General features: G+C 70.1%; 23 protein-coding genes. 15 read left to right on the top strand and 8 right to left on the bottom strand.

The features are described 5' to 3' along the window. Positions 1-95: 95 nt before the first annotated feature. Complete coding sequence (locus ACFWPA_RS01635; RefSeq protein WP_378506312.1) at positions 96-584, bottom strand: nuclear transport factor 2 family protein; 489 nt, start codon at positions 582-584, stop codon at positions 96-98. A 75-nt stretch (positions 585-659) separates the two neighbouring features. Beyond that, positions 660-1,181 carry a spermidine N1-acetyltransferase gene (gene speG, locus ACFWPA_RS01630; protein ID WP_378506313.1) on the bottom strand — a complete coding sequence of 174 codons (522 nt, stop codon included), beginning with the start codon at positions 1,179-1,181 and terminating at the stop codon, positions 660-662. A gap of 113 nt (positions 1,182-1,294) precedes the next feature. Between speG and ACFWPA_RS01625 the strand changes: the two genes are divergently transcribed. The 15 genes from ACFWPA_RS01625 (at position 1,295) to ACFWPA_RS01555 (ending at position 16,825) form a co-directional block, all read left to right on the top strand. Then, positions 1,295-1,903, top strand: coding sequence for a TetR/AcrR family transcriptional regulator (locus ACFWPA_RS01625; RefSeq protein ID WP_378506314.1), 609 nt, complete (start codon positions 1,295-1,297; stop codon positions 1,901-1,903). After that, complete coding sequence (locus tag ACFWPA_RS01620; protein WP_378506315.1) at positions 1,903-3,561, top strand: FAD-binding dehydrogenase; 1,659 nt, start codon at positions 1,903-1,905, stop codon at positions 3,559-3,561. Before ACFWPA_RS01625 ends, ACFWPA_RS01620 begins: the two co-directional genes overlap by 1 nt. Before the next feature lie 131 nt (positions 3,562-3,692). Further along, positions 3,693-3,926 carry a preprotein translocase subunit SecG gene (gene secG / locus ACFWPA_RS01615; RefSeq protein WP_378506316.1) on the top strand — a complete coding sequence of 78 codons (234 nt, stop codon included), beginning with the start codon at positions 3,693-3,695 and terminating at the stop codon, positions 3,924-3,926. A 483-nt stretch (positions 3,927-4,409) separates the two neighbouring features. Continuing rightward, positions 4,410-4,865 (top strand): tellurite resistance TerB family protein, encoded by a 456-nt coding sequence (locus tag ACFWPA_RS01610; RefSeq protein ID WP_378506317.1) that lies wholly within the window; start codon positions 4,410-4,412, stop codon positions 4,863-4,865. Positions 4,866-4,985: 120 nt separating this feature from the next. Next, complete coding sequence (locus ACFWPA_RS01605; RefSeq protein WP_378506318.1) at positions 4,986-5,561, top strand: TerD family protein; 576 nt, start codon at positions 4,986-4,988, stop codon at positions 5,559-5,561. Between the two features lie 170 nt (positions 5,562-5,731). After that, positions 5,732-6,307 (top strand): TerD family protein, encoded by a 576-nt coding sequence (locus tag ACFWPA_RS01600; protein WP_378506319.1) that lies wholly within the window; start codon positions 5,732-5,734, stop codon positions 6,305-6,307. Between the two features lie 79 nt (positions 6,308-6,386). Further along, positions 6,387-7,505: a DUF475 domain-containing protein gene (locus tag ACFWPA_RS01595; protein ID WP_378569511.1), complete on the top strand. Its 1,119-nt coding sequence runs from the start codon at positions 6,387-6,389 to the stop codon at positions 7,503-7,505. Positions 7,506-7,589: 84 nt separating this feature from the next. Further along, the gene (locus ACFWPA_RS01590; protein WP_378506321.1) at positions 7,590-8,222 is read left to right on the top strand and encodes a Tellurium resistance; all 633 of its coding nucleotides are present in this window, start codon (positions 7,590-7,592) and stop codon (positions 8,220-8,222) included. A 203-nt stretch (positions 8,223-8,425) separates the two neighbouring features. Beyond that, on the top strand, positions 8,426-9,601 hold the full coding sequence (locus ACFWPA_RS01585; protein ID WP_378506322.1) for a hypothetical protein: 1,176 nt from the start codon (positions 8,426-8,428) through the stop codon (positions 9,599-9,601). After that, complete coding sequence (locus ACFWPA_RS01580; protein ID WP_378506323.1) at positions 9,598-10,800, top strand: HpcH/HpaI aldolase/citrate lyase family protein; 1,203 nt, start codon at positions 9,598-9,600, stop codon at positions 10,798-10,800. Before ACFWPA_RS01585 ends, ACFWPA_RS01580 begins: the two co-directional genes overlap by 4 nt. Beyond that, complete coding sequence (locus ACFWPA_RS01575) at positions 10,797-12,092, top strand: phosphoribosyltransferase family protein (protein ID WP_378569509.1); 1,296 nt, start codon at positions 10,797-10,799, stop codon at positions 12,090-12,092. Before ACFWPA_RS01580 ends, ACFWPA_RS01575 begins: the two co-directional genes overlap by 4 nt. Further along, the gene (locus ACFWPA_RS01570; protein ID WP_378506325.1) at positions 12,089-13,216 is read left to right on the top strand and encodes a cysteine protease StiP family protein; all 1,128 of its coding nucleotides are present in this window, start codon (positions 12,089-12,091) and stop codon (positions 13,214-13,216) included. Before ACFWPA_RS01575 ends, ACFWPA_RS01570 begins: the two co-directional genes overlap by 4 nt. Before the next feature lie 41 nt (positions 13,217-13,257). Next, positions 13,258-14,076: an HAD family hydrolase gene (locus ACFWPA_RS01565; protein ID WP_378506405.1), complete on the top strand. Its 819-nt coding sequence runs from the start codon at positions 13,258-13,260 to the stop codon at positions 14,074-14,076. Continuing rightward, a complete protein-coding gene (locus tag ACFWPA_RS01560) occupies positions 14,073-15,245 on the top strand; it encodes a TerD family protein (protein ID WP_378506326.1) in 1,173 nt (390 codons plus the stop codon). The genes ACFWPA_RS01565 and ACFWPA_RS01560 overlap by 4 nt, the downstream gene beginning before the upstream one ends. Before the next feature lie 26 nt (positions 15,246-15,271). Then, positions 15,272-16,825 carry a TerD family protein gene (locus ACFWPA_RS01555; RefSeq protein ID WP_378506327.1) on the top strand — a complete coding sequence of 518 codons (1,554 nt, stop codon included), beginning with the start codon at positions 15,272-15,274 and terminating at the stop codon, positions 16,823-16,825. A 21-nt stretch (positions 16,826-16,846) separates the two neighbouring features. Here ACFWPA_RS01555 and ACFWPA_RS01550 read toward each other — a convergent pair whose 3' ends face one another. The 6 genes from ACFWPA_RS01550 to tkt form a co-directional block, all read right to left on the bottom strand. Continuing rightward, entirely contained in the window at positions 16,847-18,655 is a 1,809-nt protein-coding gene (locus ACFWPA_RS01550; RefSeq protein WP_378506328.1) for a TerD family protein, read from the bottom strand. 414 nt (positions 18,656-19,069) lie between these two features. Beyond that, positions 19,070-19,816 carry a 6-phosphogluconolactonase gene (gene pgl, locus ACFWPA_RS01545; protein WP_378506329.1) on the bottom strand — a complete coding sequence of 249 codons (747 nt, stop codon included), beginning with the start codon at positions 19,814-19,816 and terminating at the stop codon, positions 19,070-19,072. A gap of 59 nt (positions 19,817-19,875) precedes the next feature. Further along, complete coding sequence (gene opcA / locus ACFWPA_RS01540; protein ID WP_378506330.1) at positions 19,876-20,784, bottom strand: glucose-6-phosphate dehydrogenase assembly protein OpcA; 909 nt, start codon at positions 20,782-20,784, stop codon at positions 19,876-19,878. A 28-nt stretch (positions 20,785-20,812) separates the two neighbouring features. Continuing rightward, a complete protein-coding gene (gene zwf, locus ACFWPA_RS01535; protein ID WP_378506331.1) occupies positions 20,813-22,357 on the bottom strand; it encodes a glucose-6-phosphate dehydrogenase in 1,545 nt (514 codons plus the stop codon). A 6-nt stretch (positions 22,358-22,363) separates the two neighbouring features. Next, complete coding sequence (tal, locus tag ACFWPA_RS01530) at positions 22,364-23,476, bottom strand: transaldolase (RefSeq protein WP_378506332.1); 1,113 nt, start codon at positions 23,474-23,476, stop codon at positions 22,364-22,366. 6 nt (positions 23,477-23,482) lie between these two features. After that, positions 23,483-25,585, bottom strand: coding sequence for a transketolase (tkt, locus tag ACFWPA_RS01525; protein ID WP_378506333.1), 2,103 nt, complete (start codon positions 25,583-25,585; stop codon positions 23,483-23,485). Positions 25,586-25,906: the final 321 nt, after the last annotated feature.

The following is a 25,906-nucleotide window of genomic DNA, read 5'->3' as shown; positions in this document are numbered from 1 at the left end:
GGGGGGGGGCGCCCGGCCGGGGGGGGGCGGGCCCCCCACCGGCGTTCACGGGTCGGCGGCGCGTACGGGGGGTACGGACGCGTCGGCGTGCGGCGCTATGGCCTCGGGCCGAGGCCCAGTTCACGCAGCCGGGCGTCGAACGCCTCGATCCGGGCGGTGTCCTCGTAGAAGTCCTCCTGCTCGACGATGCGACCCCACCTGGTGCGGACCTGCAGGATGGTCCTGTTTCGGTAGGCGACGGTGCCGTCGGGCGCGAGCGCATGGTCGTTGAAGCGGACGAGGATCGTCATCCGCCACGGCGGCCCGCCGAAGTAGGCCTCGACGATCTCGCCGCGCAGCCCGGCGTGGACGAAGCTCTTCAAGAACTCCTCGATCGCGTCCCGGCCGGCGTGCACCCCCGCCCACCGGTGATCGCCGTCCGCGAATCGCAGCACCGCATCGCGGTGGTACGAGCGCAGCAGCGGCCGGTGGTCGCCCGCGTTGAGGGCGTCGACGTTCCGCTTGAACTTGACCAGCAGCATCCTGAGCAGCACGTAGCGGCCGGTGAATGCCGTCGTCGCACCGGCCGCGAACCACGCTCTCATGACTGTCAGTGTCCCTCATTGGGGAGCGGCCTGTCAGCGGCTTCGGGGGCGAGGTGGCCGCGGCCCCGCTCGGGCCTACCCGGCGAGGAAGTCGCGCTGGAAGATGCCCATCCGGGTCGCGTCGCGGTAGCGCCCGGCGGCGAAGAACTCCTCCCGCAGCACTCCCTCGACGGTGAACCCGACCTTCTCGTAGATGTGCACCGCGGCGTGATTCTCGGTGTCGACGAGCAGATACACCTTGTGCAGATTGAGCACCCCGAACGCGTGGGCGAGGACCTTGCGGGTCGCGATGCCCGCGTAGCCCCTGCCCTGGTTGCCGGGTGCCACGATGATCTGGAACTCGCAGTTCCGGTGGATGTAGTCGATCTCCACCAGTTCCACCAGCCCGACCGCGTCGCCGCCGGATTCGATGACGAAACGCCGTTCCCGCTCGTCGTGGATGTGGCGGTCGTACAGCTGGGTCAGTTCGGCGAGCGACTCGTACGGCTCCTCGAACCAGTACCGCATCACCTGGGAATCGTTGAACAGCAGGTGCACGAACCGCAGGTCGTCGCGTTCGAGGGGACGCAGGTGCACGATCGTCGAGGTGTCGGCCACGGGGTCGAGGGTATCGGCTTCCCGCGCGGTGCGGCCGCCGCGCCGCGCGGCGGCGCGACCGGAATGTCCGGAGTTCCGCCTCCCCAGCCGCTCGATACACTAGTGTATCGAGCATGGCCAGGAGTCGAGCGCAGACCCGGGAACGGCTGCTCGCCGCCGCCCTCGACGCGTTCGCCGAGGAGGGTGTCGGCCGCGCCACCGTCGAACGGGTCTGCGAGCGTGCGGGATTCACCCGCGGCGCGTTCTACTCCAACTTCGGTTCACTCGACGAACTGTTCCTCGCGATGTGGGAGCAGCGGTCAACGGCCATGCTCGCCGACCTCCGCGCCGCCGTGACGACGGCCATGACAGCGGCGCTGCCCGACGGCCCACTCGACCTCGATCACGCGGCCGCGCGCATCCTCGACGCGATCCCGGTCGACGACCGGTGGTACCGCGTCACCGCCGAGTTCACCGCGCACGCGCTGCGCAACCCGGCCCTCAAGCCGGTCATGGCCGCCCGCGAGGCGGCGATCCAGGCGACGATCATGCCCATCGTCGAGTCCGCGCTCACCCGAGCAGGGCGCCGCATCCTCAACCAGCAGGCGCTCGGCCGCGCGCTCGTCGCGGTCCACGACGGCACCTCCAGCCAGGTGCTGATGGAACCGGACGACCCCCGAGTATCCCGTGCACGTACCGACCTGTTCGTCCATGTGCTCCGCAGTTACAGCGAGGAGAAGTGATGTCCGAGACAGCCGATGTCATCGTCGTCGGGGCCGGCCTCGCCGGCCTGGTCGCCACCTACGAACTGACCCGGGCGGGCAGAACCGTCCTCGTCGTCGACCAGGAGAACGAGGCCAACCTCGGCGGTCAGGCGTTCTGGTCGCTTGGCGGACTGTTCCTCGTCGACAGCCCCGAGCAGCGCCGGATGGGCATCAAGGACTCCTACGAACTCGCGCTGCAGGACTGGCTCGGCAGCGCCGGGTTCGACCGGGACCGCGAGGACCACTGGCCCCGGCAGTGGGCGCGTGCCTACGTCGACTTCGCTGCCGGTGACAAGCGCGCCTACCTGCACGAGCTGGGCCTGCGGGTGATGCCGAACGTCGGCTGGGCCGAGCGCGGCGGCGGGCTCGCCACCGGGCACGGCAACTCGGTGCCCCGCTTCCACATCACCTGGGGCACCGGCCCCGAGGTGGTGCGGGTGTTCCTCGAGCCGGTGCTCGACGCCGCAGCCCGCGGGCTGGTCACCTTCCGGCACCGGCATCGGGTCGACGAGCTGATCGTGGAGAACGGCGCCGCGGTCGGCGTCCGGGGCGCCGTCCTCGCCCCGGCACACGAACCTCGCGGTGTCCGGTCTAACCGGGACACCACCGGGGAGTTCGAACTGCGTGCGCAGGCCGTGATCGTCACCTCCGGCGGCATCGGCGGCAACCCCGACCTGGTGAAGCGGAACTGGCCGGTGGAGCGTCTCGGTCGCGCGCCGGAGCGGATGATCACCGGCGTCCCCGCCCACGTGGACGGCCGGATGCTCGGCATCACCGAGGACGCGGGCGGCAACATCGTCAACCGGGACCGGATGTGGCACTACACCGAGGGCATCATCAACTGGAACCCGATCTGGCCCGACCACGCGATCCGGATCATCCCCGGCCCCTCGTCGCTGTGGCTCGACGCCACCGGTACCCGACTGCCCGTCCCACTGTTCCCCGGTTTCGACACCCTCGCCACGCTCAAGTACATCCTCGGCACCGGCCACGACCACACCTGGTACATCCTGACCCAGTCGATCATCGAGAAGGAGTTCGCGCTGTCGGGTTCCGAGCAGAACCCCGACATGACCGGCAAGGACCTCAAACTGCTGCTCGGCCGGGTCAAAAAGGGTGCGACCGGGCCGGTTGAGGCGTTCAAGCAGCACGGCGAGGACTTCGTCGTCCGCGACAATCTCCGCGACCTCGTCGACGGGATGAACGCCATCAACCCCGGCCCGCAGCTGGACTACGAGCAGGTCGAGCGGGAGGTGATCGCGCGGGACCGGGAGGTGGACAACGCCTACTCGAAGGACATGCAGATGATGGCGATCCGCAACGCCCGCGCCTACCCGGCGGACAAGGTGGTGCGCGTCGCGAAACCGCACAAGCTGCAGGACCCCGAGCACGGCCCGCTGATCGCGGTGCGCCTGAACCTGCTCACCCGCAAGACCCTCGGCGGGCTCGAGACCGACCTCGACTCGCAGGTGATCCGGCCCGACGGCACCGCGTTCGACGGCCTGTACGCCGCGGGCGAGGTCGCGGGGTTCGGGGGCGGCGGCGTGCACGGCTACAACGCGCTCGAGGGCACCTTCCTCGGCGGCTGCATCTTCTCCGGGCGCAGCGCAGGCCGCGCCCTGGCCCGCCGCCTCTAGTGCGCTTCGCGCCCGTGCGCGATTCGTACCCCACCCGGGGTACGAATCGCGCACGGCCCCCTGCCCGGCGTCGGGTAGGCTGGGACGACTTGTGGCCACCACCGTTTCGTGAAGGGCAGCGTACCGCCGAGATGAGACTTTTCCTGGACATCCTGCTGATCGTCACCAGCCTCCTGCTGGTACTGCTGGTGCTGCTGCACCGCGGCAAGGGCGGCGGCCTGTCCAGCCTGTTCGGCGGCGGCGTGCAGTCCAGCCTGTCGGGTTCCACGGTGGTCGAGAAGAACCTCGACCGGCTGACGGTCTTCACCGCCGCGATCTGGCTGATTGCGATCCTCGGCATCGGCCTCGAGATCAAGTTCAGCTGACCCGGCGGCGCGCCCGTCCAACGACCGCAGGTTCGCGACACCGTCGCGTCCGGCGATGATCCCGACGCTTCCCTGATCCACACCCCCGCCGCCCCGGACCCCGCGCCGGGCGGGGGGATTTTGGCGTACCTCCGACACGCCCTGTGCGGGGCCCGCTCTCGGCCAACGCCTTCGGTCGAAGCACCGGACCGTTGTGGTGAGTGGGGTGTCAGTCGTTTGTGTCGGATTCGCGTGAAATATCCTCTTCGGTAAGTGGGACTTCCAGGTCGGCGAGAACCGGGTCGGCGGACGGGACGGACGCGGCGCCGGGGGTACGGCGGCCACGGAAACCCGGTGGGGTACAGCAGGTAGACGCATTCTCGACGTAGGCGCGGTCTCAGTTCGGATGCCGGCCTCCGTCGCGCAACCGCGTGTTCATCCGCACCCGCGACAGTGCTCACCCATGCGAACGACACGTTGACCGCGACCACAACAGGAGGACAGATGGGATTCTGGGACCAGCTCAAGGCGAAGACTCAGGAACTGAACGGGCAGCTGCAGACGAAGACCGCCCAGTTCAAGAACAAGGAGTTCGCGAACGGCTCGATGGCCATGTGCGCCTTGATCGCCGCGGCCGACGGCAGGATCGACCCGTCCGAGCGCCAGAAGACGGCGGCGCTGATCATGTCGAACGAGTCGCTGAAGGTGTTCACCCCCGACGAGCTGCGCGAGAAGTTCGACTGGTACTGCGACAAGCTGGCTGGCGATTTCGACTTCGGCAAGGTCGAGGCCACCGCCACGATCGGCAAGCTCAAGTCCAAGCCCGAGCAGGCCCGTGCGGTGATTCAGATCGGCATCATCATCGGCGGCGCGGACGGCAACTTCGACCAGTACGAGAAGAACGCGGTCAAGGAAGCATGCTTCGCGGTCGGCATCGACCCCGGCGAGTTCGACCTCTGATCGTCGCATCGGCCGTCGATCGACCGCACACCGGCCACCGGCCGGAAGGTGCACCTACGACGTCGGTTTCCGGAACACGCCGGGAACCGTGACAGCACAACGAGTCCAGGAGGACCAAACATGGGCGTGAGCCTGACCAAGGGTGGCAATGTCTCGCTGACGAAGGAGGCCCCCGGGTTGACCGCGGTGGCCGTCGGTCTCGGCTGGGACCTGCGCACCACGACCGGGCAGGACTTCGACCTCGACGCGTCCGCGATCGCGCTGGGTACCGACAAGAAGGTCGTCTCCGACCAGCACTTCGTGTTCTTCAACAACCTCAAGTCCCCCGACGGAGCGATCGAGCACACCGGCGACAACACCACGGGTGAGGGCGACGGCGACGACGAGATCATCAAGGTCGACCTGGCCGCCGTGCCCGCGACCATCGACTCGATTGTCTTCCCGGTGTCGATCTACGACGCCGACAACCGCAGCCAGTCGTTCGGCCAGGTCCGTAACGCCTACATCCGCGTCGTCAACCAGGCCGACAACTCCGAACTGGCCCGCTACGACCTGTCGGAGGACGCGTCCACCGAAACCGCGATGGTGTTCGGCGAGCTGTACCGCAACGGTGCCGACTGGAAGTTCCGCGCCGTCGGCCAGGGCTACGCGTCGGGACTGTCGGGCATCGCCCGCGATTTCGGCGTCAACGTCTAGCACGTGACACGCGGGTGGCGGCGCACCGAGGAAAACGGTTGCGCCGCCACCTGTCCCGGGGCCAGCGCAGTCGCCCCTCTCGTGCCGTAGCACCGTTCGCACCATTCCGAGACGGGGGACGTCGTCGTGCGGTCCCCCTTCCCGGCTCACCACTTTCGGATGGAGATTCCATGAGCGTGTCACTCGCCAAGGGCGGCAATGTTTCCCTGTCGAAGCAGACGGCGAACCTGACGTCGATCACCGTCGGACTCGGCTGGGATCAGCGCACCACCACCGGCGCCGCCTACGACCTCGACGCCTCGGCGCTGCTGACCGGAGCAGAGCGCAAGGTGCTCTCGGACAGCCACTTCGTGTTCTACAACAACCTCAAGTCCCCGGACGGTGCGGTCGAGCACACCGGCGACAACCTCACCGGTGAGGGCGACGGCGACGACGAGTCGATCAACATCGACCTCACCGCCCTCGACCCGAAGGTGACGAACATCTTCTTCCCCGTCTCGATCCACGACGCGGTCGAGCGCGGACAGTCCTTCGGCCAGGTCATCAACGCGTTCATTCGCGTCGTCGACCGCAACACCGGCATCGAACTGGCCCGCTACGACCTGTCGGAGGACGCCTCCACCGAGACCGCCATGATCTTCGGCGAGGTCTACCGCAACGGTGCCGAGTGGAAGTTCCGTGCCGTCGGCCAGGGCTACGCATCCGGTCTGGCGGGCATCGCCCGCGACTACGGCGTCAACATCTGACGTTCCACTTCTCGGTGGTGCCCGAGCCGCAGTGACCCGGCGCCGCCACTTCATTCCCCATTGAGAAAGGCCACCTCCCGTGGTACTCCGCACATTCGGCATCTCCATTGTCGTCACTGTCGTCTCCCTGGTGGTGGCGTTCCTCTACGGTGGACCGCAGGCACTCCTGCTGTGCCTGATCCTCGGCATCTTCGAGGTCTCCCTCTCGTTCGACAACGCGGTCATCAACGCGACCGTCCTGCGCCGGATGAGTGAGTTCTGGCAGAAGATCTTCCTCACGATCGGCATCGTCATCGCCGTCTTCGGCATGCGACTGGTGTTCCCGCTCGTCATCGTCTGGCTCGCCTCCGGGCTCGGCCCGATCGCGGCCCTCGACCTGGCACTCAACCCGCCGGCCGACGATGCCGCCTACTTCCCGGACGGGTCACCGAGCTACGAAACCCTGATCACCGACGCGCATCCGCAGATCGCGGCCTTCGGCGGCATGTTCCTGCTGATGCTCTTCCTCGGTTTCATCCTCGAGGAGAAGGAGATCACCTGGCTGTCGTGGATCGAGCGGCCGCTCGCCAGGATCGGCAAGCTCGATCAGCTCGACGTCGTCATCGCCGCAGGTCTGCTCGTACTCACCGCGGTGTTCATCGCCCCGGCCGACGAGACATCCACCGTCATGATCGCCGGTGCGCTGGGCATGATCACCTACATCGCCGTCAACGGCCTCGGTGAACTGTTCAACGTCGCAGAAGAGGACGAGTCGACGGGACGGTCCGGACCGACCGAGCTGGCGAAGGCCACCGGCAAGGCCGGCTTCTTCCTGTTCCTCTACCTTGAGGTTCTGGACGCGTCGTTCTCGTTCGACGGTGTGATCGGCGCGTTCGCGATCACCTCGGATCCGATCATCATTGCGCTCGGCCTCGGTTTCATCGGCGCCATGTTCGTCCGCTCGCTCACCGTGTACCTGGTGCGCCAGGGAACGCTGTCGGAGTATGTGTATCTCGAGCATGGTGCGCACTGGGCGATCGGTGCCCTCGCGCTGATCCTGCTGTATTCCATCGGAACCCACGTCAACGAGGTCTTCACCGGCCTGATCGGCGTTGTCCTGATCGTTGCTGCCCTGGTCACCAGCGTCATTCGCAATAAGCGCGGTGCCGACACCGGCGGTGACCTCGATCCGGACGATCGCGCCGCGGTCAACGCCTGACCCGCTGGCACCACCCGCGCTACTCGCCGCCCCACCCCGCAGGCCGGGGTGGGGCGCGACATCAACCAGACAAGGAGTCGCACCATGGCGATCAACCTGAACAAGGTGACCCTCGACAAGGCCACCCCCACCATCTCCCTGGCGAAGTCGGGTGACGGCCAGGGCACGATGCGCGTGAACCTGAACTGGACCGCCGGAGCAGCGGCGCCCGCGGGCAAGGGCTTCCTGGCGAAGCTCAAGGCAGCGGCGGCGCCGAGCATCGACCTGGACCTCGCGGCGATGTACGAGCTGGCCGACGGCTCCGTCGGCGTGGTCCAGGCGCTCGGAAACTCGTTCGGCGCATTGAACCAGCGACCGTTCATCCACCTCGACGGCGACGACCGCAGCGGCAGCAACACCGCAGGGGAGAACCTCCACATCAACCTCGCCGACATCAGCAAGTTCCGGCGGATCCTGATCTTCGCGTACATCTACCAGGGTGCGCCGAACTGGTCGCAGGCCAACGGTGTCGTCACCCTGTTCCCGACGTCGGGACCGCAGGTCGAGGTCAAGCTCGACTCGGCGGACAACCAGGCCATCTCCTGCGCGATCGCGATGTTGCAGAGCAACGGTCGCGAGCTGACCGTCACCCGCGAGGTCCGCTACGTCCGTGGTGCGCAGAAGGAAATCGATGAGGCGTACGGGTTCGGCATGAACTGGACCGCTGGCCGCAAGTAGCAGGCGAGCAGCCCGGCCAGGGTGTGGGCAGGCGTGTCTGAGGACCGCCCGCCCACACCGGGCACGGCCTTCCCTTGAAAGGATCCGTTCACCTCGTGATCACCCCGACTCGCGGCGCCAACACGACCAGGATCGCAACCATGCGGGCACTCCGGGCCGCCCCGAACCAGCGCCGATAGCAGCGGACCGTGGCCAGGACATTCATGCGTCGACTCTTCGCAGGCGACTCGGGCGACGACCCCGCCGCCGCCGACGCCTACAGCGCGATGACGACGGCATTCCTGCAGTCCGATCAGCTGATCACCGACATCGAAAGCGGTGTCGCGGCGGCCCGTGCAACCGACCCGACGGGCCAGGCGACGCAGCAGTGGGCACCGATCAGGGAACAGCATTCCGCGGCGACCGCGACCTACCTCCAGTTGCAGCGATCGGAGCCCGATTCGCCGTACCAGGCCGCGTCGGTGTACCAGGAGTGCACTCGCTCCCTGGACCGGGTGTGTGCCGAGATGATCCGGTTCCGGGACAGGTTCAGCGACGCGCTCGGCCGGGCCCGCGCGGTGCAGCAGCTCGCAGCCAACGCATCACAGCAGGCACGCGCCGACGCGAATGCTGCCGTCACCGCGCTCGACCGCACGGAGAACCTGCCGTTCCTGCAGTACCCGTCGGTGATCGCCGCCGTCGACGTGCTGGCGGGGCAGGTCCGCACACTCGACGCGGTCACCAACAGCGCCGACGAACGGGACGCCGCGGCCGCGGTGACCGACGCGGCCGCAGCCGTGCACGCGCTACTCGCGGCGGCCCCGGGCCGCGGCGCCGAGGCGCAGAATGCTGTCCGGTCGATCGCGACCCGGATCAGTGCGGTCGCGACCCGCGCCGACCAGCTGGGGCCTGCCCGGTCGGCGTTGCTGCGCGAGTTCAGTGCCGCCTGCTCGAACGACCTGGTCGACAACGACCGGATCGCCGCATCCGCGGCGGCCGCCGCCGAGCAGGAGGTGGCGGCCGCCCGCGGCGAGATCGCCGCTGGCCGGCCCGAAGCCGCGCTGGCGCACTGCGCGTCGGCGCGTGACCACCTGCGGGAGGCCGACGCCGCCGTGGATGCGGTCACCGACCGGCTGCGGTCCCTGCGCGAGGTCCGCGCGAACCCCGCCCGGACGGCGGACACGGTGCGGTTCCGATTGCGGGACGCGCAACAGCTGGCGATGCAACGCGACCTCGTCGGCGAATGGGGGTCGGTCCTCGACGCCCAGGTCGACCGCATCGACCGCGCGTGTGCCGCACTCGACGGGGTGCATCCCGACTACTGGACCTACACGACCGACCTCGAGGCGATCGAGCGCTTCATCGTCGGGGTCGTCGACCGCATGAGAGGACGCGGATGACCCGCCACCTTGACACCCCCGATCTTCGGATTGGGCAGGCGTTGCACCACTTTCACCACCTGGACCCGCTGACCCGGGACCAGCTGTTCCTGCGCCAGCCGACCCCGTTCACCGACACCGACACCCGGGAACGGTTGGCCGTCGCCCTCGGTGCCACCCTGTACGTGCCGGGGAACCGACCGGACCTGGCCGACACCATCATTCGCCGGTGCGCCGAGGGGGTGATGTCGATGGTCATCGACCTCGAGGACGCGGTCGCCGACGACCAGGTCGACGCCGCCCTCGCCGGCGCGGTCGCCGCACTCGACGCCCTCGCCGCCACCCCGGCCCGCGGGATGCTGCTCTTCGTTCGGGTCCGCACCGCCACCGAGATCCGCGCCGTCACCGCGGCGCTCGGCGCCGGAGTCGAGGCACTGACCGGGTTCGTGATCCCGAAGTTCACCGCCGCCACCGGAGCCGGCACCCTGAACGCGGTGCGGGAGGCGTCGGAGACCCTCGGCAAACACCTGTACGTGATGCCGGTCCTCGAATCCCCGGTGCTGGCGTACCGGGAGGCCAGGGACACCGAACTGCAGACGATCGCCGCGCTGCTCACCGAGCATCGGGAGCGGGTGCTCGCGGTGCGGGTCGGGGCCACCGACATGTGCGCACTGTTCGGGATCCGGCGCGACCGCGACCTGACGATCTACGACGTGCGCGTCGTCTCCGATGTGATCGCCAGCATCGTCAACTATCTCGGCCGCACGGACGGCACCGGGTTCGTGATCACCGGCCCGGTGTGGGAGTACTTCGCCGACCACGAACGCATGTTCCGGCCGCAACTGCGGGAAACCCCGTTCGCGGAGCACGACGCGGTGCGGTTCCGCCAGCAACTCGTCAGCCGCGACCTCGACGGCCTGCTCCGGGAGATCGCCCTCGACCACGCCAACGGCATCCAGGGCAAGACCGTCATCCACCCCTCGCACATCGCGCCGGTGCACGCGCTGGCCGCGGTCACCGCCGAGGAGTACCACGACGCGGTCGACATCCTCGGCGGCGACACCGGCGGGGTCCTCGCATCGGGATACGGCAACAAGATGAACGAACTCAAACCGCACCGGGATTGGGCACAGCGGGTTGCGCTGCGCGCGTCGGTGTTCGGCGTGACCAACCCGGGAGTGACCTTCGTGGACCTGCTGACCGCCCTGGCGGCCCGATGACCACCACCACGGCCACCGGCATCGCACCGGCGTGGGCGACCGCACAGTTCGGCCTCGCCCTCCACGACAGCGACACCGACACCGATTCCCGGTGGCGGGTCACCGATCTCGTGCGGCCCGGACTGCGCCGCAACCCGCGGCGCGCGCACCTGCTGGTGTCCACCGTCCTCGGCAAGCACGTGCCGACCGACCCGGCGCGGGTGCGCGCGGCCGCGGACGCCCTCGCCGATCGGGTGGTCACCGTTCTCGGTGGCGACGCTTCGGCAGCGGTCGTCCTCGGATTCGCGGAAACCGCGACCGGTCTCGGGCATGCGGTCGCCGCCCGGATGGGTGCCGCCTGCTACCTGCACTCGACCCGCCGCCGCACTCCGGGCGTCCCGGTCCTGGGCGGGTTCGAGGAGGGGCATTCGCACGCCACCTCGCATCTGCTGCAGCCGACCTCCCCGGACCTGTTCACCGGTGATGCGCCGCTGGTCCTCGTCGATGACGAGATCTCCACCGGCGCCACCGCCGTCGACGCGATCCGGGCCCTGCACCGGATCGCGGCCCGCGACCGGTACGTGATCGCGTCGCTGGTCGACATGAGCGAACCCCACCACCGGGCGGCGATCGACGTGGCCGCCGCCGAACTGGGCGTGCGGATCGACCACGTCGCGCTCGCCGCCGGTCGCACCGAACTCCCGGACGGGCTCACCGATCGGGTCACCGCCCTCGCCCCGCCCGTTCTCAACCCGGCAGGCGACCCGGCGGGGGACACGGTGGTCGTGCCGGTCGGCTGGCCGGCGGACCTGCCCGACGGCGGCCGCTACGGCATCCTCGACGCCGACGCCGACGCGTTCACCGCCGCCGTCGCGGCGGCCACGGACACGCTCGTACCGCACCTGGACCCGGCACGCCCGGTGATCGTGATCGGGCACGAGGAGCTGATGTACCTGCCGCTGCGGATCGCCGAACACCTCGCGGACGCCGGGTTCGCCGTCCGCTACCAGACCACCACCCGATCCCCGGCCTACGTCCACGACGATCCCGGCTATCCGCTGCGCCGCGGCTTCGAGTTCCACGCCCCGGAACCGGATCCCGACGCCCGCCGCTACCTGTACAACGCGACCTGGCCCGGCCCGGGGCCGGATGCGCAGCTGCTGATCGTGATCGACACCCCCGCCGACACCGCCGAGCTGCGCTCTCCCGGTGGGCTTCTCGACGTCCTCACCGCCGCCAGCCACGACGTCGTCGTCGCTGTCGTCCCGGCCACCGACCACCACGCCCTCACCGCAGCGAGGAACCGCCCATGACCACCATCCCTGTCGCGCCGCCGCCGTTGACCGGACCCGGCTTCGGCTCCTACGCCGCCGACGAGGTCGCCTGGCTGCTCAAGGACCTCTCCGCCCTCGACCTCGAGGCCGACCTCGCCGAACGCGAGCGGGCCATCCAGGCGGGGACCGCGCACTACGCCGAGTCCCTGCCCGTCGAATACCAGCCCGACGCCGCCTACCGGGACCTGTTCGACACCGCCCTTGCCGACTCCGCGGCGCGTCTCGCGCACGCCGTCGGCACCGTCACCGAACTCCTCGTCGCCGAACGCGGACCGAACCTGACCCTGGTGTCGCTGGCGCGGGCCGGTACCCCCGTCGGCGTCCTGATCCGCCGCTGGGCCACGCGATTCCATCAGGTGTCGTGGCCGCACTACGCGGTCTCGATCGTCCGGGGCCGCGGCATCGACACCGTCGCCCTCGACCACATCACCGGCCGCCACGACCCCGACTCGGTGGTGTTCGTCGACGGCTGGACCGGCAAGGGTGCCATCACCCGCGAACTCACCGCCGCACTGGACGCCTACGCCGCCGCCGGGGGTCCGCGCCTGTCGGACGACCTCGCGGTCCTCGCAGACCCCGGCCACTGCGTGCGCACCTACGGCACCCGCGACGACTTCCTCATCGCGTCCGCCTGCCTGAACTCCACCGTCTCCGGACTGGTGTCGCGCACCGTCCTGAGCGACCGGCACATCGGGCCCGGCGAATTTCACGGCGCCAAGTTCTACCGCGACCTCACCGGCCAGGACGTGTCGAACCGCCTGCTGGACACCGTCACCGCCGAGTTCGACGCCGCCCACCCTGCGGCCGTCACAGCCGCCGGTGCGATCGCCGCGGGGGACCGGACACCATCGTGGACGGGATGGGCGTCGGTGGACGCGGTCCGTGCCGAGTACGGCATCGGCTCGGTGAACTTCGTCAAACCCGGTGTCGGGGAAACCACCCGCGTCCTGCTGCGCCGCATCCCGTGGAAGGTCCTCGTCCGCGACGCCGACGCCCCCGAACACGCCCACATCCGGATGCTCGCCGCCGCCCGCGACGTCCCCGTCGAGGTGGTGCCCGACCTCGCGTACTCGTGCATGGGCTTGATCAAGGAGCAGCCGTGACCGCACGTTCGTCGCTGGTGGCCACCGACCTCGACCGCACCATGATCTACTCCCGCGCCGCCGCCGGGGCCGACCAGTTCGCGGCGACCGCGCCGGTGTGCGTGGAGATCTACGACGACGCGCCGCTGTCGTACATGACCGCCGCCGCCCACACCCTTCTCGCCGACCTGACCGCGCGCACGGTGGTCGTGCCCACCACCACCCGGACCCCCGCCCAGTACCGGCGGATCGACCTGCCTGGCGGCCCGTACCCGTACGCGGTCACCAGCAACGGCGGCGCCGTCCTCGTCGACGGCCACCCGGACCCGGTGTGGCGGCAACGGATCGACCGGATCGTCGCCGCCGCAGGCCCGCCGGTCACCGCGGTCGTCGACGCACTGCGCACCCGCATCGACGACGGCTGGGTGCGCAGCCTGCGGACCGCCGACGACCTGTTCTGCTACCTCGTCGTCGACACCGCCGCCCAACCCGACGACTTCGTCGCCGCCTGGCGGGCGTGGTGCGCGCCGCGCGGCTGGAACGTCTCCCAGCAGGGCCGCAAGATCTACACGATGCCGAACGCGGTCACCAAGAGCGCCGCCCTGCGCGATGTCCACGACCGCCTCGTCGCCGACGGCGCACTGCACGCGGGCAGCCGGGTCCTCGCCGCCGGTGACGGTGTCCTGGACATCGACCTCCTCGAACACGCCGACGCCGCGATCCGCCCCCGCCACGGCGAACTCGAGGACACCGGCTGGCAGCACCCGGACGTCGCCGTCACCGCGGCCAGCGGTATCGCCGCAGGCGAGGAGATCCTCACCTGGTTCCACCACCACACCGCCCCCACCGAAGCACTGCTCCCGCAAAGGAAGTCGACGTGACCCACCAGCTGACCAAAGGCCAGAACGCGCCCCTGCAGACCGACACGATCGTCGTCTCCGTCGCCCTGTCGACGCAGGCCGACGTGTCCGCGCTGCTGCTCACCGAATCCGGGAAGGTCCGCACCGACGCGGATTTCGTCTTCTTCAACCAGCCCACCGGCCCCGGTGTGCAACTGGTGAGCGGCGCCGCCGGGACGAACCTGCGGATCACCACCGGTCAGATCCCCGGCGACATCGATAAGGTCCGCGCGATCATCACACTGGACGATTCGGGTTCCTCGTTCGGCCAGTTCCCGGCGCCGACCGCGCACGTCGCCGACGCGTCCGGGGCTCCGCTGTTCGAGTACTGCATCGACGGGCTGTCCAGCGAGTCCGTCGTCATCGCCCTCGAGATCTACCGCCGCCAGGACACCTGGAAGGTGCGGGCGGTCGGGCAGGGATACGCCGGTGGGTTCGCGGCCCTGGTCACCGACCACGGCATCACCGTCGACGACGCACCCGCACCCGCACCGACCCCGCCCCCGGCGCCCGCACCGCAGCCCGCACCCGCCCCCGCGGCGGCGCCCGCCGAGGTCAACCTGACCAAGGGGCGTCCCGTCAGCCTCGCCAAGGGGCAGAAGGTGAACCTGCGCAAGGACGGTGGTGTCGCGCTGACGATGGTGAAGATGGGTCTCGGCTGGGATCCGGTGGAGAAGCGCGGCATGTTCGGCAGCCGCGCCGTCGACATCGACCTGGATGCCTCCGCCGTCCTGTTCGCCGACGACCAGATCGTCGACGTCTGCTACTACGGGCAGCTCCGCTCGAAGGACGGTTCGATCCACCACCAGGGCGACAACCTCACCGGCGCCGGGGACGGCGACGACGAGGTGATCAACGTCGACCTCACCCGCATCCCCCCGTACGTCACCACCGTCCTGTTCATCGTCACCTCCTACAAGGGGCAGACGTTCGCGCAGGTGCAGAACGCGTTCTGCCGGCTCGTCGACGCCACCACCAGCAGCGAACTCGCCCGCTACACCCTGCACGGCGGCATGCCGTTCACCGGCATGGTGATGGCCAAGGTGTTCCGCGGCCCCGACGGCTGGAAGCTGCAGGCGATCGGTGACGGCATCCAGGCCAGGCATGCCGGTGAGGCCGCACCGCACCTGGTGCCGTTCACCCGGAACTGAGCACACCCGACCGAGGAGGAACGACGGTGCAGCTGACCCGCGGGCAGAACTCCGTGCTGCCGACCACGACACTGCGGTTCACCGCCACCGGTGACATCGCACTCGACGTGTCCGCGTTGGTCACCGACGCTGGCCTGCAGGCACTGTCGTCCGAGGACTTCGTGTTCTACAACCAGCCGCACACCCGCGGTGTCCGGATGGGGGAGGGCAGCGTCGAGGTCGACCTCGACGCTGTCCACCCCGACGCCAACGCGGTGCTGTGCATCGCCAGCGTCGACCCCCTCGCCGGAGCCGGGGCCGTCGTCACCACCGTCACCGCCGTCCTCACCGACCCGGCGGGGACACCGGTCGCCGGCTGCGACATCGATTGCCGGTCCGCCGAAACCGCGGTGATCTGCTGGGAGCTGTACCGGCGCGGCGGGAAGTGGAAGGTCCGGGCCGTCGGCCAGGGCTACGCGGACGGGCTCGCTGGCCTGATCACTCACCACGGTGTCGACGTCGACCGCGGGGACACCGAACCCGAACCCGCCCCGCCGGCCCCAGCGCCCGCCACCGGCGAGTACGGGCCGATCGAACCACTCGACCCGAACCACATCATCGAACGATTCACCATGATCTTCGAGGACGCGGCCCGCAGCGCCGGTGCACTGATCGCCGCCCGCCGCTTCGCCGAAGACCGTCTCGACCGGGAACTGACCGACGCGGTCGCCGACCCGGCCACCCGCAACAGCGCCCACACCGCGGGCATCCGCGACCAGGCCCGCCGCCGCCACGACACCGTCGTCGCCGACGCCGACGCTCGCTACCGCGGCGACACCGGGCACCTGGACACCGAACTGCGCACGATCGGCCCGCTGTTGCCGCGGTCGTTCGCCGACTGGGACGCGCCCGCCTGGACCGCGGGCACCCCGGAACCCGGTCCGGCCGACGGGATCCGGATCGGTGATCTGTCCGCGCCCGAGTGCGGACCGCTCCGGGTCCCGGTCTGCCTGCCGTTTCCGCTGCGGCGGCCGCTGCGCATCGTCGGCGCCGACACCCCGGCGACCGCGTCCGTCACCGCCGCCGCCGTCCTGCGGATCCTGGCCGCCGACCCGAACATCGTCCTTGACGTCGTCGACCTGTCCGGTGGGCTCCGCCCGCTCACCGACGGATTCGCCCACCGCGGGGGAGTCACGATCACCCGGGCCGATGACATCGGCCCCTACCTCGACACCACCGCGGCGGCAGCCGAACTCGCGCTCCTGGACCGCGGCACCCCGCACGGCGCCCCGCCGCAGCCGCGGTTGATTGTGCTCGACCACTTCCCGTACGGATACGACCCGAGGCGGCTACCGGCCATCGCGTTCCTCGCCGAACACGGCCCGGCGCTGGGGGTGGTCACCGTCCTCGTCACCGACGATCTCGCCGCGGTCGAACGGATCCACCCCGACCTGCCGCGCGGCAGCTACGCCCTGCCCGTGGCGGGCGCCGACGACTGGCGCGACCCCTGGACCTCGACCCCCTGGACGTTCACCGCCGACCGCGCCCCCGCCGACACCGGCCGGGTCGTCGACGTCCTCGCCCGCACCACGAGACGGTAGGCCGGTCCGGGGCGGGGGAGCTCAGTCGTCCTCGACCTCGAGGCCGTAGCCGGTGGCCATCGCCGCCAGATCGTCGTCGTGGCCCTGGCCGACGGCACGAATCCGCCAGGCGCCGTGCCGCCGGTAGATCTCGGTGAGGATCATGGTCCGCTCGACGGTGCCCGCGTCCAGCACGAACGTCGCGAAGGTGTGGTCCGGGCCGTCGACGCTGACCGCGACCGCGCCAAGATCACCGAAGGTGCGGCCACCCTCGATCGCCGCGGCGATCACGACGCGGTGGCAGTCGTCGGGCAGCGCCGCGAGGTCGACCCGGACGCACTGCTCGCTGCCGCCGTCGATGGAGAGCACGACCGCGTCGTCCCCGTCGGTGGGATTGTTGTAGAACACGAAGTCCTGATCCGAGTCCACCCGCCGGTCGTCGCCGAGCAGGAAGGCGACGACGTCGACGTCGAACTCGTCGCCGACGCTCTCCGCCCGCCACGACACGTTGACGGACCACACCGTCGGTGTCGCGGGCAGGTCAACCGTCTGCCCGCGCAGCAGGATCGGCGCGGACACCCGCGACTCGTGCCGCATGTGCGGCGGGACGAACCCGGAGGTGATCCCGTCGGTCACGTCGGACTCCCGAATCACCGGCAGTCCGCGTGCCTCGACCCGCGGCATCCGCCGATCGGCGCCGCCGCCCGACAACACCAGCACGTCGGTGACGGCGGCGGTGAGGTTGAGGGACGGGCGGGCACCGAGTTGGATGATGCGAGACCGCATCATCACGCACTCCAGGTGTGTTCCGCCCATCAGCAGGATCCGGCGACCCCGCCATGCAGCACCGGCACGGGAGGCCGCCGGTGCTGGCGCGGGATGCACCACCTCGACCTGGTTGCCCGGTGGGGCGACCGCGGCCCGCGTCGCCTTCGGCTGACCCGGGACGACCCTGGTCAGGAGCCCGTCCAGCTGCGCCTCGGAGATGATCGGGATGCCCTCCGCGGCAGCCCGTCTCACCTTGGCGTGCGGCGACTGCGGATCGTCGCAGACGACGACGCTGGTGTGGCGGCTCACCGAGTTCATCACGTCGAACCCGGCCCCGGACAGGGCGGCGGCGATCGCGGGCCGCGGTGCACGAGTCGGTCCGCTGACGACGATCCTCATGCCCTGGACGAGACCGACCGCCGGGTCGAACCGACCCGGATTCCGGTACCCGGACGGCACCCGCTGCACCTGCTCCGGACGCATCGCCACGCGTCGCCCCGCACACGCGACGACGGGGAGGGGCAACTGCAGCGCTTCCGCCAATGACACGCTGCGCGTGAACACCTCGGTGAGAACGCGGGCGTCGTCGAGGGCATCGTGTGCGTGGAACTGGGGCACTCGCCAGTAGTCCGCCAGGGTGGCCAGCTGATGATTGGGGACGTCGAGTTCGAGTCGCCGCGACAACGCGAGCGTGCACAACCGATTCTCGATCGGTGTGCGCACCCCGGCGCGCTGGAACTCCGCGTCCAGGAACCCGTAGTCGAACGACGCATTGTGCGCGACCATCGTCCGGCCGGCCAGGAGTTCGGCGAGCTCGGCGGCGATCTCGCCGAACTGGGGCGCCCCCGCCAGCCTGCCTGCGGTGAGACCGTGGATGTCGACGGCTCCCGGATCGACGCCCGGATTCAGCAGCGTGGAGAATTCCCGTTCGACGGATCCGTCCTCACGCAACACCACGGCCGCCACGCTGAGGACCCGATGCGACGCCGCATGCATGCCGGAGGTCTCGGTGTCGACCACCACCCACCGGTGGCCCGTCGATACGTCACGAGAACCGGTCTCGCGCGCCGCCACGCTCGTCATTCGCTACCTCCGATGTGTGCCACTGCTGTGGAATCCCCGGCAATCATCGCCGATACCGCAGACCTGTACCGCCGCGCCCCGGCCCGGACCCGGATGATGCCGCCGCCGGGTGATCCGAATCCCCGGGTACCCGGCCGCTGAACCGGCGTCTGATCAGGGGGAGTCGGAACCGAGGCGGTGGTGCCCGCGTCAATTCAGGTAGCAGCAGCGTCGATCCAGGAAACGACACGGGGCGGGGACCACCATGGAGCAGTGCACTCGAACGCGGGACTGGCGCACGGGCGTCCGTGCATCCGCATACGCGCGGAGCGCGCCGCGCAGCCGTTCGCTGCTCCGTGGCATCCGGGCGGATGCGGCGCCGCGCGAGACGAATCCGATTGCCGCGGACGAGGAGCCGACCCGGGAGTGAACTCCTCAGGCAGGCAGGTTCGCGGCCGCCGCCCGGTCAAGGAACCAGACGGTCTCCTCGGCCCCGAGCGCACCCGCGGCGGGGATGTCGACGGTATCCGCACCCGCGATCGCGGCGGCGACCGCGTCCGCCTTGTCCGCGCCGGCGACCAGCAGCCACACCCGCCGCGACCGGCGCACCGCGGGCAGGGTGAGGGTGACCCGCTCGGCGGGCGGCTTGGGGGAGTCGGTGACACCGACGACGAAGCGGTCCGCTTCCCGGACCGCATCGGTGTCGGGGAACAGCGAGTTGACGTGTCCCTCACCGCCCATGCCGAGCAGGTGCACGTCGAACTCCGGGATCGGTCCGCCGCCCGCGTGGGCGGCGAGGAGATGCTCGTATGCGTGCGCGGCCGCGTCCGGGTCCCCCGCGTAGGCGCCGTCCCCGTACGGCATCGGGTGCAGCCGCGCGGACTCGACGGGGACGTGGTCGAGCAGCGCGTCGTGGGCTTGCACCTCGTTGCGGTCCGGATGGCCGCGCGGGACGAAACGCTCGTCGCCCCAGAACACGTCGACCCGTGACCAGTCGATCGCACCCGAGTCCGCCCGCAGCTTGCGCAGCAGCCCGATCCCGTTGCCGCCGCCGGTGAGGACGACCGACGCGGACCCCCGTGCGGCCTGAGCGTCGACGATCACCTCGACGAATCGGCGCGCGGCGGCCGAGGTGAGGGCGTCGGAATCGTCGTACGTCTGCACGGTCACGGAGTCAGTCATGGCGAACACCCTATTCGCTGGGGTCTCTCAGGGGGAGGACCGTTTTCGAGTCGAAGGACCTACCCGAACTCGACGCGGGCGAGCCCGGCGAGCGCGGCATGGTAGATCTCGTCCGGATCCAGCCTGCGCAGATCCTCGGCGAGGCAGTCCCGGGTCTCCCTGCGCGCCAGGGACACCAGCGAGTCCGGTGCCCCGGTCCGGCTGAGGGTCGCCGTCTTCCCGGTCTGCGGCCTGCTCAGGGCGATCGTTCCGCTGGTGCGGTGCAGTTCGATCCGCAGGTCCCCGGCCAGTCGGCGCACCGGGCCGTCGATTCGGCTGGCGAGCCACCCGGCGATCAGGTCGACCGCCGGTTCGGTGGGCAGCCCCGACACGGTCGCCGACAGCAGTGGCTGGTGCGGCGGCTGATCCAGGGCGGACGTCAACAGCGCCCGCCACGGGGTGGCGCGCGCCCATGCCAGGTCGGTGTCGCCCGCGGTGTACGCCTGCAGGCGGGACTTGATCGTCGTCGCCGGGTCGGGTGCGCCGGTGGCGTCGGTGATCCGCCGAATGGCCAACCGCCCCAGCGGATCACGTGCGGGAACGGCGGGCGGCTTGTCGGGCCACCACGCGACGACCGGGGTGTCCGGCAACAGGAACGGGATGACGACGCTGTCCTCGTGCCCGGCGAGCTCGCCGTACAGGCGCAGCACCACGACCTCGGAGGCTCCGGCGTCGCCGCCGACCCGGATCTGCGCATCCAGCCGGGACTCGCCGTCCCGGTCACCGCGAGTGACCACGATGACGCGACACGGGTGTTCGCGGCTCGCCTCGTTGGCGGCCTCGATGACCGACTCGGCGTTCTCGTCGTCGTCGGTGCTCACCACCAGCGTCAGCACCCGCCCCAGCGTGACGGCGCCACCGGTCTCGCGGATCTCGACGAGCCGCTTGTTGACGGCGCCGGTCGTTGTTGCGGGGATGTCGATGATCACGAGTGGAATTCTCCCATCAGGAGCGGCGTCACGGCCGCCGCCATTCGCGTCCGGTCCGGCGGAGCATCTCGTGCGCCGACTCCGGACCCCAGGTACCCGCCTCGTACGGGTCGGGTTGTCCGCTCGCCGCCCAGTGCTCAAGCACCGGGTCGAGGATCTTCCACGACAGTTCAACCTCGGCGTTGACCGGGAACAGGGACGGCTCGCCGAGCAGCATGTCCAGGATCAGCCGCTCGTACGCCTCGGGGGACGACTCGGTGAACGCCTGCCCGTAGCTGAAGTCCATGTTGACGTCCCGGACCTCCATCGAGGAGCCGGGCACCTTGGACCCGAACCGCATCGTGACGCCCTCGTCGGGCTGCACCCGAATCACCAGCGCGTTCTGCCCGAGTTCCTCGGTCATGGTGGCATCGAACGGCAGGTGCGGTGCCCGCTTGAACACGACGGCGATCTCGGTGACCCTGCGGCCGAGCCGTTTACCGGTGCGCAGGTAGAACGGCACGCCTGCCCAGCGGCGGGTGTCGACCTCGAGGGTGATCGCGGCGAACGTCTCGGTCGTCGACTCGGGGGAGAAGCCCTCCTCCTCGAGCAGGCCGACCACCTTCCGTCCGCCCTGCCAGCCGCCCGCGTATTGACCGCGGGCGGTGGTCTCGTCGAGGGGTTCGGCGAGCCGGGTCGCGGACAGCACCTTGATCTTCTCCGCCTGCAGTTCGGCGGGTTCGAAGCTGACCGGCTCCTCCATCGCGGTGAACGCGAGCAGCTGCAGCAGGTGGTTCTGGATGACGTCCCTGGCCGCGCCGATGCCGTCGTAGTAGCCTGCCCGGCCACCGAGACCAATGTCCTCGGCCATCGTGATCTGCACGTGGTCCACGTAGTGGGCGTTCCAGATCGGGTCGAACAGCTGGTTCGCGAACCGCAACGCCAGGATGTTCTGCACCGTCTCCTTCCCGAGGTAGTGGTCGATGCGGAACACCGAATCCTCGGGAAAGACCGTGTTGACGACGGCGTTGAGCTCCTTCGCCGAGTCCAGGTCGTGGCCGAACGGCTTCTCGATCACCACCCGCCGCCACTGGTCCGCGACCGGCTGCGCCAGCCCCGACCGCGACAGCTGCTCGCACACGGTCGGGAACGCCGCGGGTGGGATCGCAAGGTAGAAGGCGTGATTGCCGCCGGTGCCGCGTTCGGCGTCGAGCACGGTCAGGGTCCGGGTCAGCTCCGCGAACGCGGCATCGTCGTCGAAGCTGCCCTGCACGAAGCGGATTCCCTCGGAGAGTCGGTCCCACACCTCCTCACGGAACTCGGTGCGGGCGTGCTCGCGGACCGCGTCGTGCACGACCTTGCCGAAGTCCTCGTTCGCCCAGTCGCGGCGGGCGAACCCGACCAGCGCGAACCCCGGCGGCAGCAGGCCCCGGTTCGCCAGGTCGTACACGGCGGGCATCAGCTTCTTGCGCGCCAGGTCGCCGGTGACCCCGAAGATCACCAGGGAGCACGGGCCCGCGATCCGCGGCAGTCGCTTGTCTCGCTCGTCGCGCAGCGGATTGATCCACTCCTGCGCGGCTCCCGTGCTCCCCATCGCCATCTACGAGGCCGCGGTGAGGGACGCGGCGGTGGCCTCGAGGAGCTCGTTCCAGGAGACCTCGAACTTGTCGACGCCCTCCGACTCGAGCTTGTCGAAGACGTCACCCAGGTCGACCCCGACCCCGGCGACCGCGTCGAAGACGTCCTGCGCGGCGGCCGCGGTGCCGGAGATCGTGTCGCCGGTGACGACGGCGTGGTCGGCGACCGCGTCGAGCGTCTTCTCCGGCATCGTGTTGACCGTGTTCGCGGCGACCAGTTCGGTGACGTACAGGGTGTCCGGGTAGTCGGGGTTCTTCACACCCGTCGACGCCCACAGCGGACGCTGCACCCGCGCACCGGACGTCGCGAGCGCGGCAAACCGGTCGCCGGACTCGAAGACGTCCTGGTAGGCCGCGTACGCGAGCCGGGCGTTGGCGACGCCGGCCTTGCCGCGCAGCGCCAGCGCCGCGTCGGTGCCGATCTGCTCCAGCCGGGCGTCGATCTCGGTGTCGACACGGGAGACGAAGAAGGACGCGACCGAGTGAATCGTCGACAGGTCGTGCCCGGCGGCCTTCGCCGCCTCGAGGCCTGCCAGGTAGGCGTCGATGACCGCCCGGTGCCGGTCCACGGAGAAGATCAGCGTCACGTTCACGCTGATACCCTCCGCGATCACCCGGGTGATCGCGGGCAGGCCCGCGAGGGTGGCCGGGATCTTGATCAGCAGGTTCGGCCGATCCACGATCTTCCACAGCTCGATCGCCTGCGCAACCGTGCCGTCCGTGTCGTTGGCCAGCCGCGGATCGACCTCGATCGAGACCCGGCCGTCGACGCCGCCGGACGCCTCGTGCTGCGGCGCCAACAGGTCGCAGGCGTTGCGGACGTCGTCGGTGGTGAGCGCGCGGACCGTGTCGTCGACGTTCGCTCCGCGGCCGGCGAGCTCGTGCAGCTGCGCGTGGTACTCCGGGCCCTGGAGCGCGGCCTGGAAGATCGACGGGTTCGTCGTCACGCCGACCACGGACTTCTCCGCGACCAGCTGCGCGAGGTTGCCCGTCTCGAGTCGGTTGCGGGACAGGTCGTCGAGCCACACCGAGACACCGGCGGCCGACAGTGCGGCGAGATTCTCGTTCTGTGCCATGGCAATTCAGCCCTTCACTGCGGTGATTGCGCGGCGGGCCGCGGCCGTCACGTTCTCGGCCGTGAACCCGAACTCGCGGAACAGGGTCTTGTGGTCGGCGGAGGCGCCGAAGTGCTCGATGGACACGGCCTCGCCCGCGTCGCCGAGCAGTCGCCACCACGGCATCGCGATCCCGGCCTCGACGGAAACCCTGGCGCGGGTCGCGGGCGGCAGCACCTCATCGCGGTACGCCTGGTCCTGCTGGAGGAACCAGTCCAGGCAGGGGACGGACACGACCCGGGTGCCGATGCCGTCGGCCTCGAGGGCGGCGCGGGCCGCCACGGCGAGGTGCAGCTCGGAACCGGTCGCGAGCAGGATCACCTCGGGAGTTCCGGTGGCGGAGTCCTCAAGCACGTACGCGCCCCGCTTGACGCCCTCGGCTGCCTTCTCCTTCGTGCCCTCGAGCACCGGGATGTCCTGACGGGTCAGGGCGAGCGCGGTCGGCCCGGTGGTGTGCTCAAGCGCGTACCGCCAGGCCTGCGCGGTCTCGTTGGCGTCACCGGGACGCAGCACCGACATGTTCGGGATGGCGCGCAGTGCGGCGAGGTGCTCGATCGGCTGGTGCGTCGGGCCATCCTCGCCGAGACCGATCGAGTCGTGCGTCCACACGTAGACGGCGGGGGTGCCCATCAGCGCCGCGAGCCGGACCGCTGGCCGCATGTAGTCGCTGAACACCAGGAACGTGCCGCCGTAGGGGCGGGTCGGACCGTGCAGCGCGATGCCGTTGAGGATCGACCCCATCGCGTGCTCGCGGATGCCGAAGTGCAGCGTCCGGCCGTACGGCTGCGCGGTCCAGTCCTTCGTGGAAATCGATGTCGGACCGAACGAGTCGGAGCCGTCGATGGTGGTGTTGTTGCTGCCCGCGAGGTCGGCGGACCCACCCCACAGCTCCGGCAGGATCGGGCCGAGGGCATTGAGCACCTTGCCCGAGGCCTTGCGGGTGGCTGCGCCCTTAGCGTCCGGCTCCCAGGTGGGCAGCGCGTCGGTCCAGCCTTCCGGGAACTCCCCGGCGTCCAGGCGGTCGAACAGCGCCTTGCGCTCGGGCTCGCGGGCGGCCCAGGCGTCGAACTCGCCCTGCCAGGCGGCGTGGGCGGCCGCGCCGCGGTCGAGGACCTCCCGCGCGTGCGCCAGGGCGGCCGGGTCGACGTCGAAGCTCTTCTCCGGGTCGAAGCCGAGGGCCTTCTTCACCCCGGCGACCTCCTCGGCGCCGAGCGCGGCACCGTGCGCGTCGCCGGTGTTCATCTTGGTCGGCGCCGGGTACCCGATGATGGTGCGCAGCACGATGATCGACGGCCGGTCGGTGACCGCCTTCGCGGCCTCGACCGCATCCAGCATCGCGGAGACGTTCTCGCCGCCCTCGACCCGCTGCACGTGCCAGCCGTACGCCTCGTACCTCGTGGCGACGTCCTCACCGAACGCGATGTGGGTGTCGTGCTCGATGGAGATCTCGTTGTCGTCGTAGAAAACGATCAGGTTGCCCAACTGCTGCACGCCCGCGATCGACGACGCCTCCGAGGTGACGCCCTCCTGCAGGTCGCCGTCGGAGGCGATCACGTACACGTGATGGTCGAACGGGCTGGCGCCCGCGGCGGCGTCGGGGTCGAACAGGCCGCGCTCGCGCCGCGCCGCCATCGCCATGCCGACGGCCGACGCGAGACCCTGACCGAGCGGTCCGGTGGTGATCTCGACGCCGGTGGTGTGCCCGTACTCGGGGTGACCGGGCGTCAGCGACCCCCAGGTGCGCAGCGCCTCCAGGTCGGCCAGCTCGAGGCCGTACCCGGACAGGTACAGCTGCAGGTAAAGGGTGAGGCTGGAATGCCCGCAGGACAGGACGAAGCGGTCCCGGCCGACCCACTCCGCGTCCGCGGGGTCGTGGCGCATGATGCGCTGGAAGAGCGTGTAGGCGAGCGGGGCGAGGCTCATCGCGGTGCCGGGGTGGCCGTTGCCGACCTTCTGCACGGCGTCGGCGGCGAGGACACGCACGGTGTCGACCGCCTTGGTGTCCAGGTCGGTCCAGTCGCCGGGGTGCACCGGCTGGGTGAGGACGCGGATCTCGTCTGTGATCGACACGAGCTTCAAGTCTCCTGACATCGGGTGATCGGCACGGTGACGGCGGGACGGACGGCGGGTGCGGTGAACCCGGCGTCGGCTCCGACACTCCAGCGTAGTTCCGACCCAAGGGTAGTGCGCGCGTGCACGCCGGTCGATCCGGCGTCCGCCGCGGCGGTGGTCGCGGGCCTGCTGGCCGCCGCGGCGTCCGATTCGGGTCGTTCGACCCGTGCCCGGTTCGGATCTGTTCGCGCCGCCGTCTACCATCGGGTGTAGTAGTGCTCGGGTCCCCGGCCGTGGCGCCGCGTCCGCGGCTGCCCCTGCACCGTGGACCACCGGAGC

The organism is Rhodococcus sp. NPDC058505 (assembly GCF_042720095.1).
Taxonomy (GTDB): Bacteria; Actinomycetota; Actinomycetes; order Mycobacteriales; family Mycobacteriaceae; genus Rhodococcus_G.
This window is presented reverse-complemented; position numbering and strand designations above follow the sequence as displayed.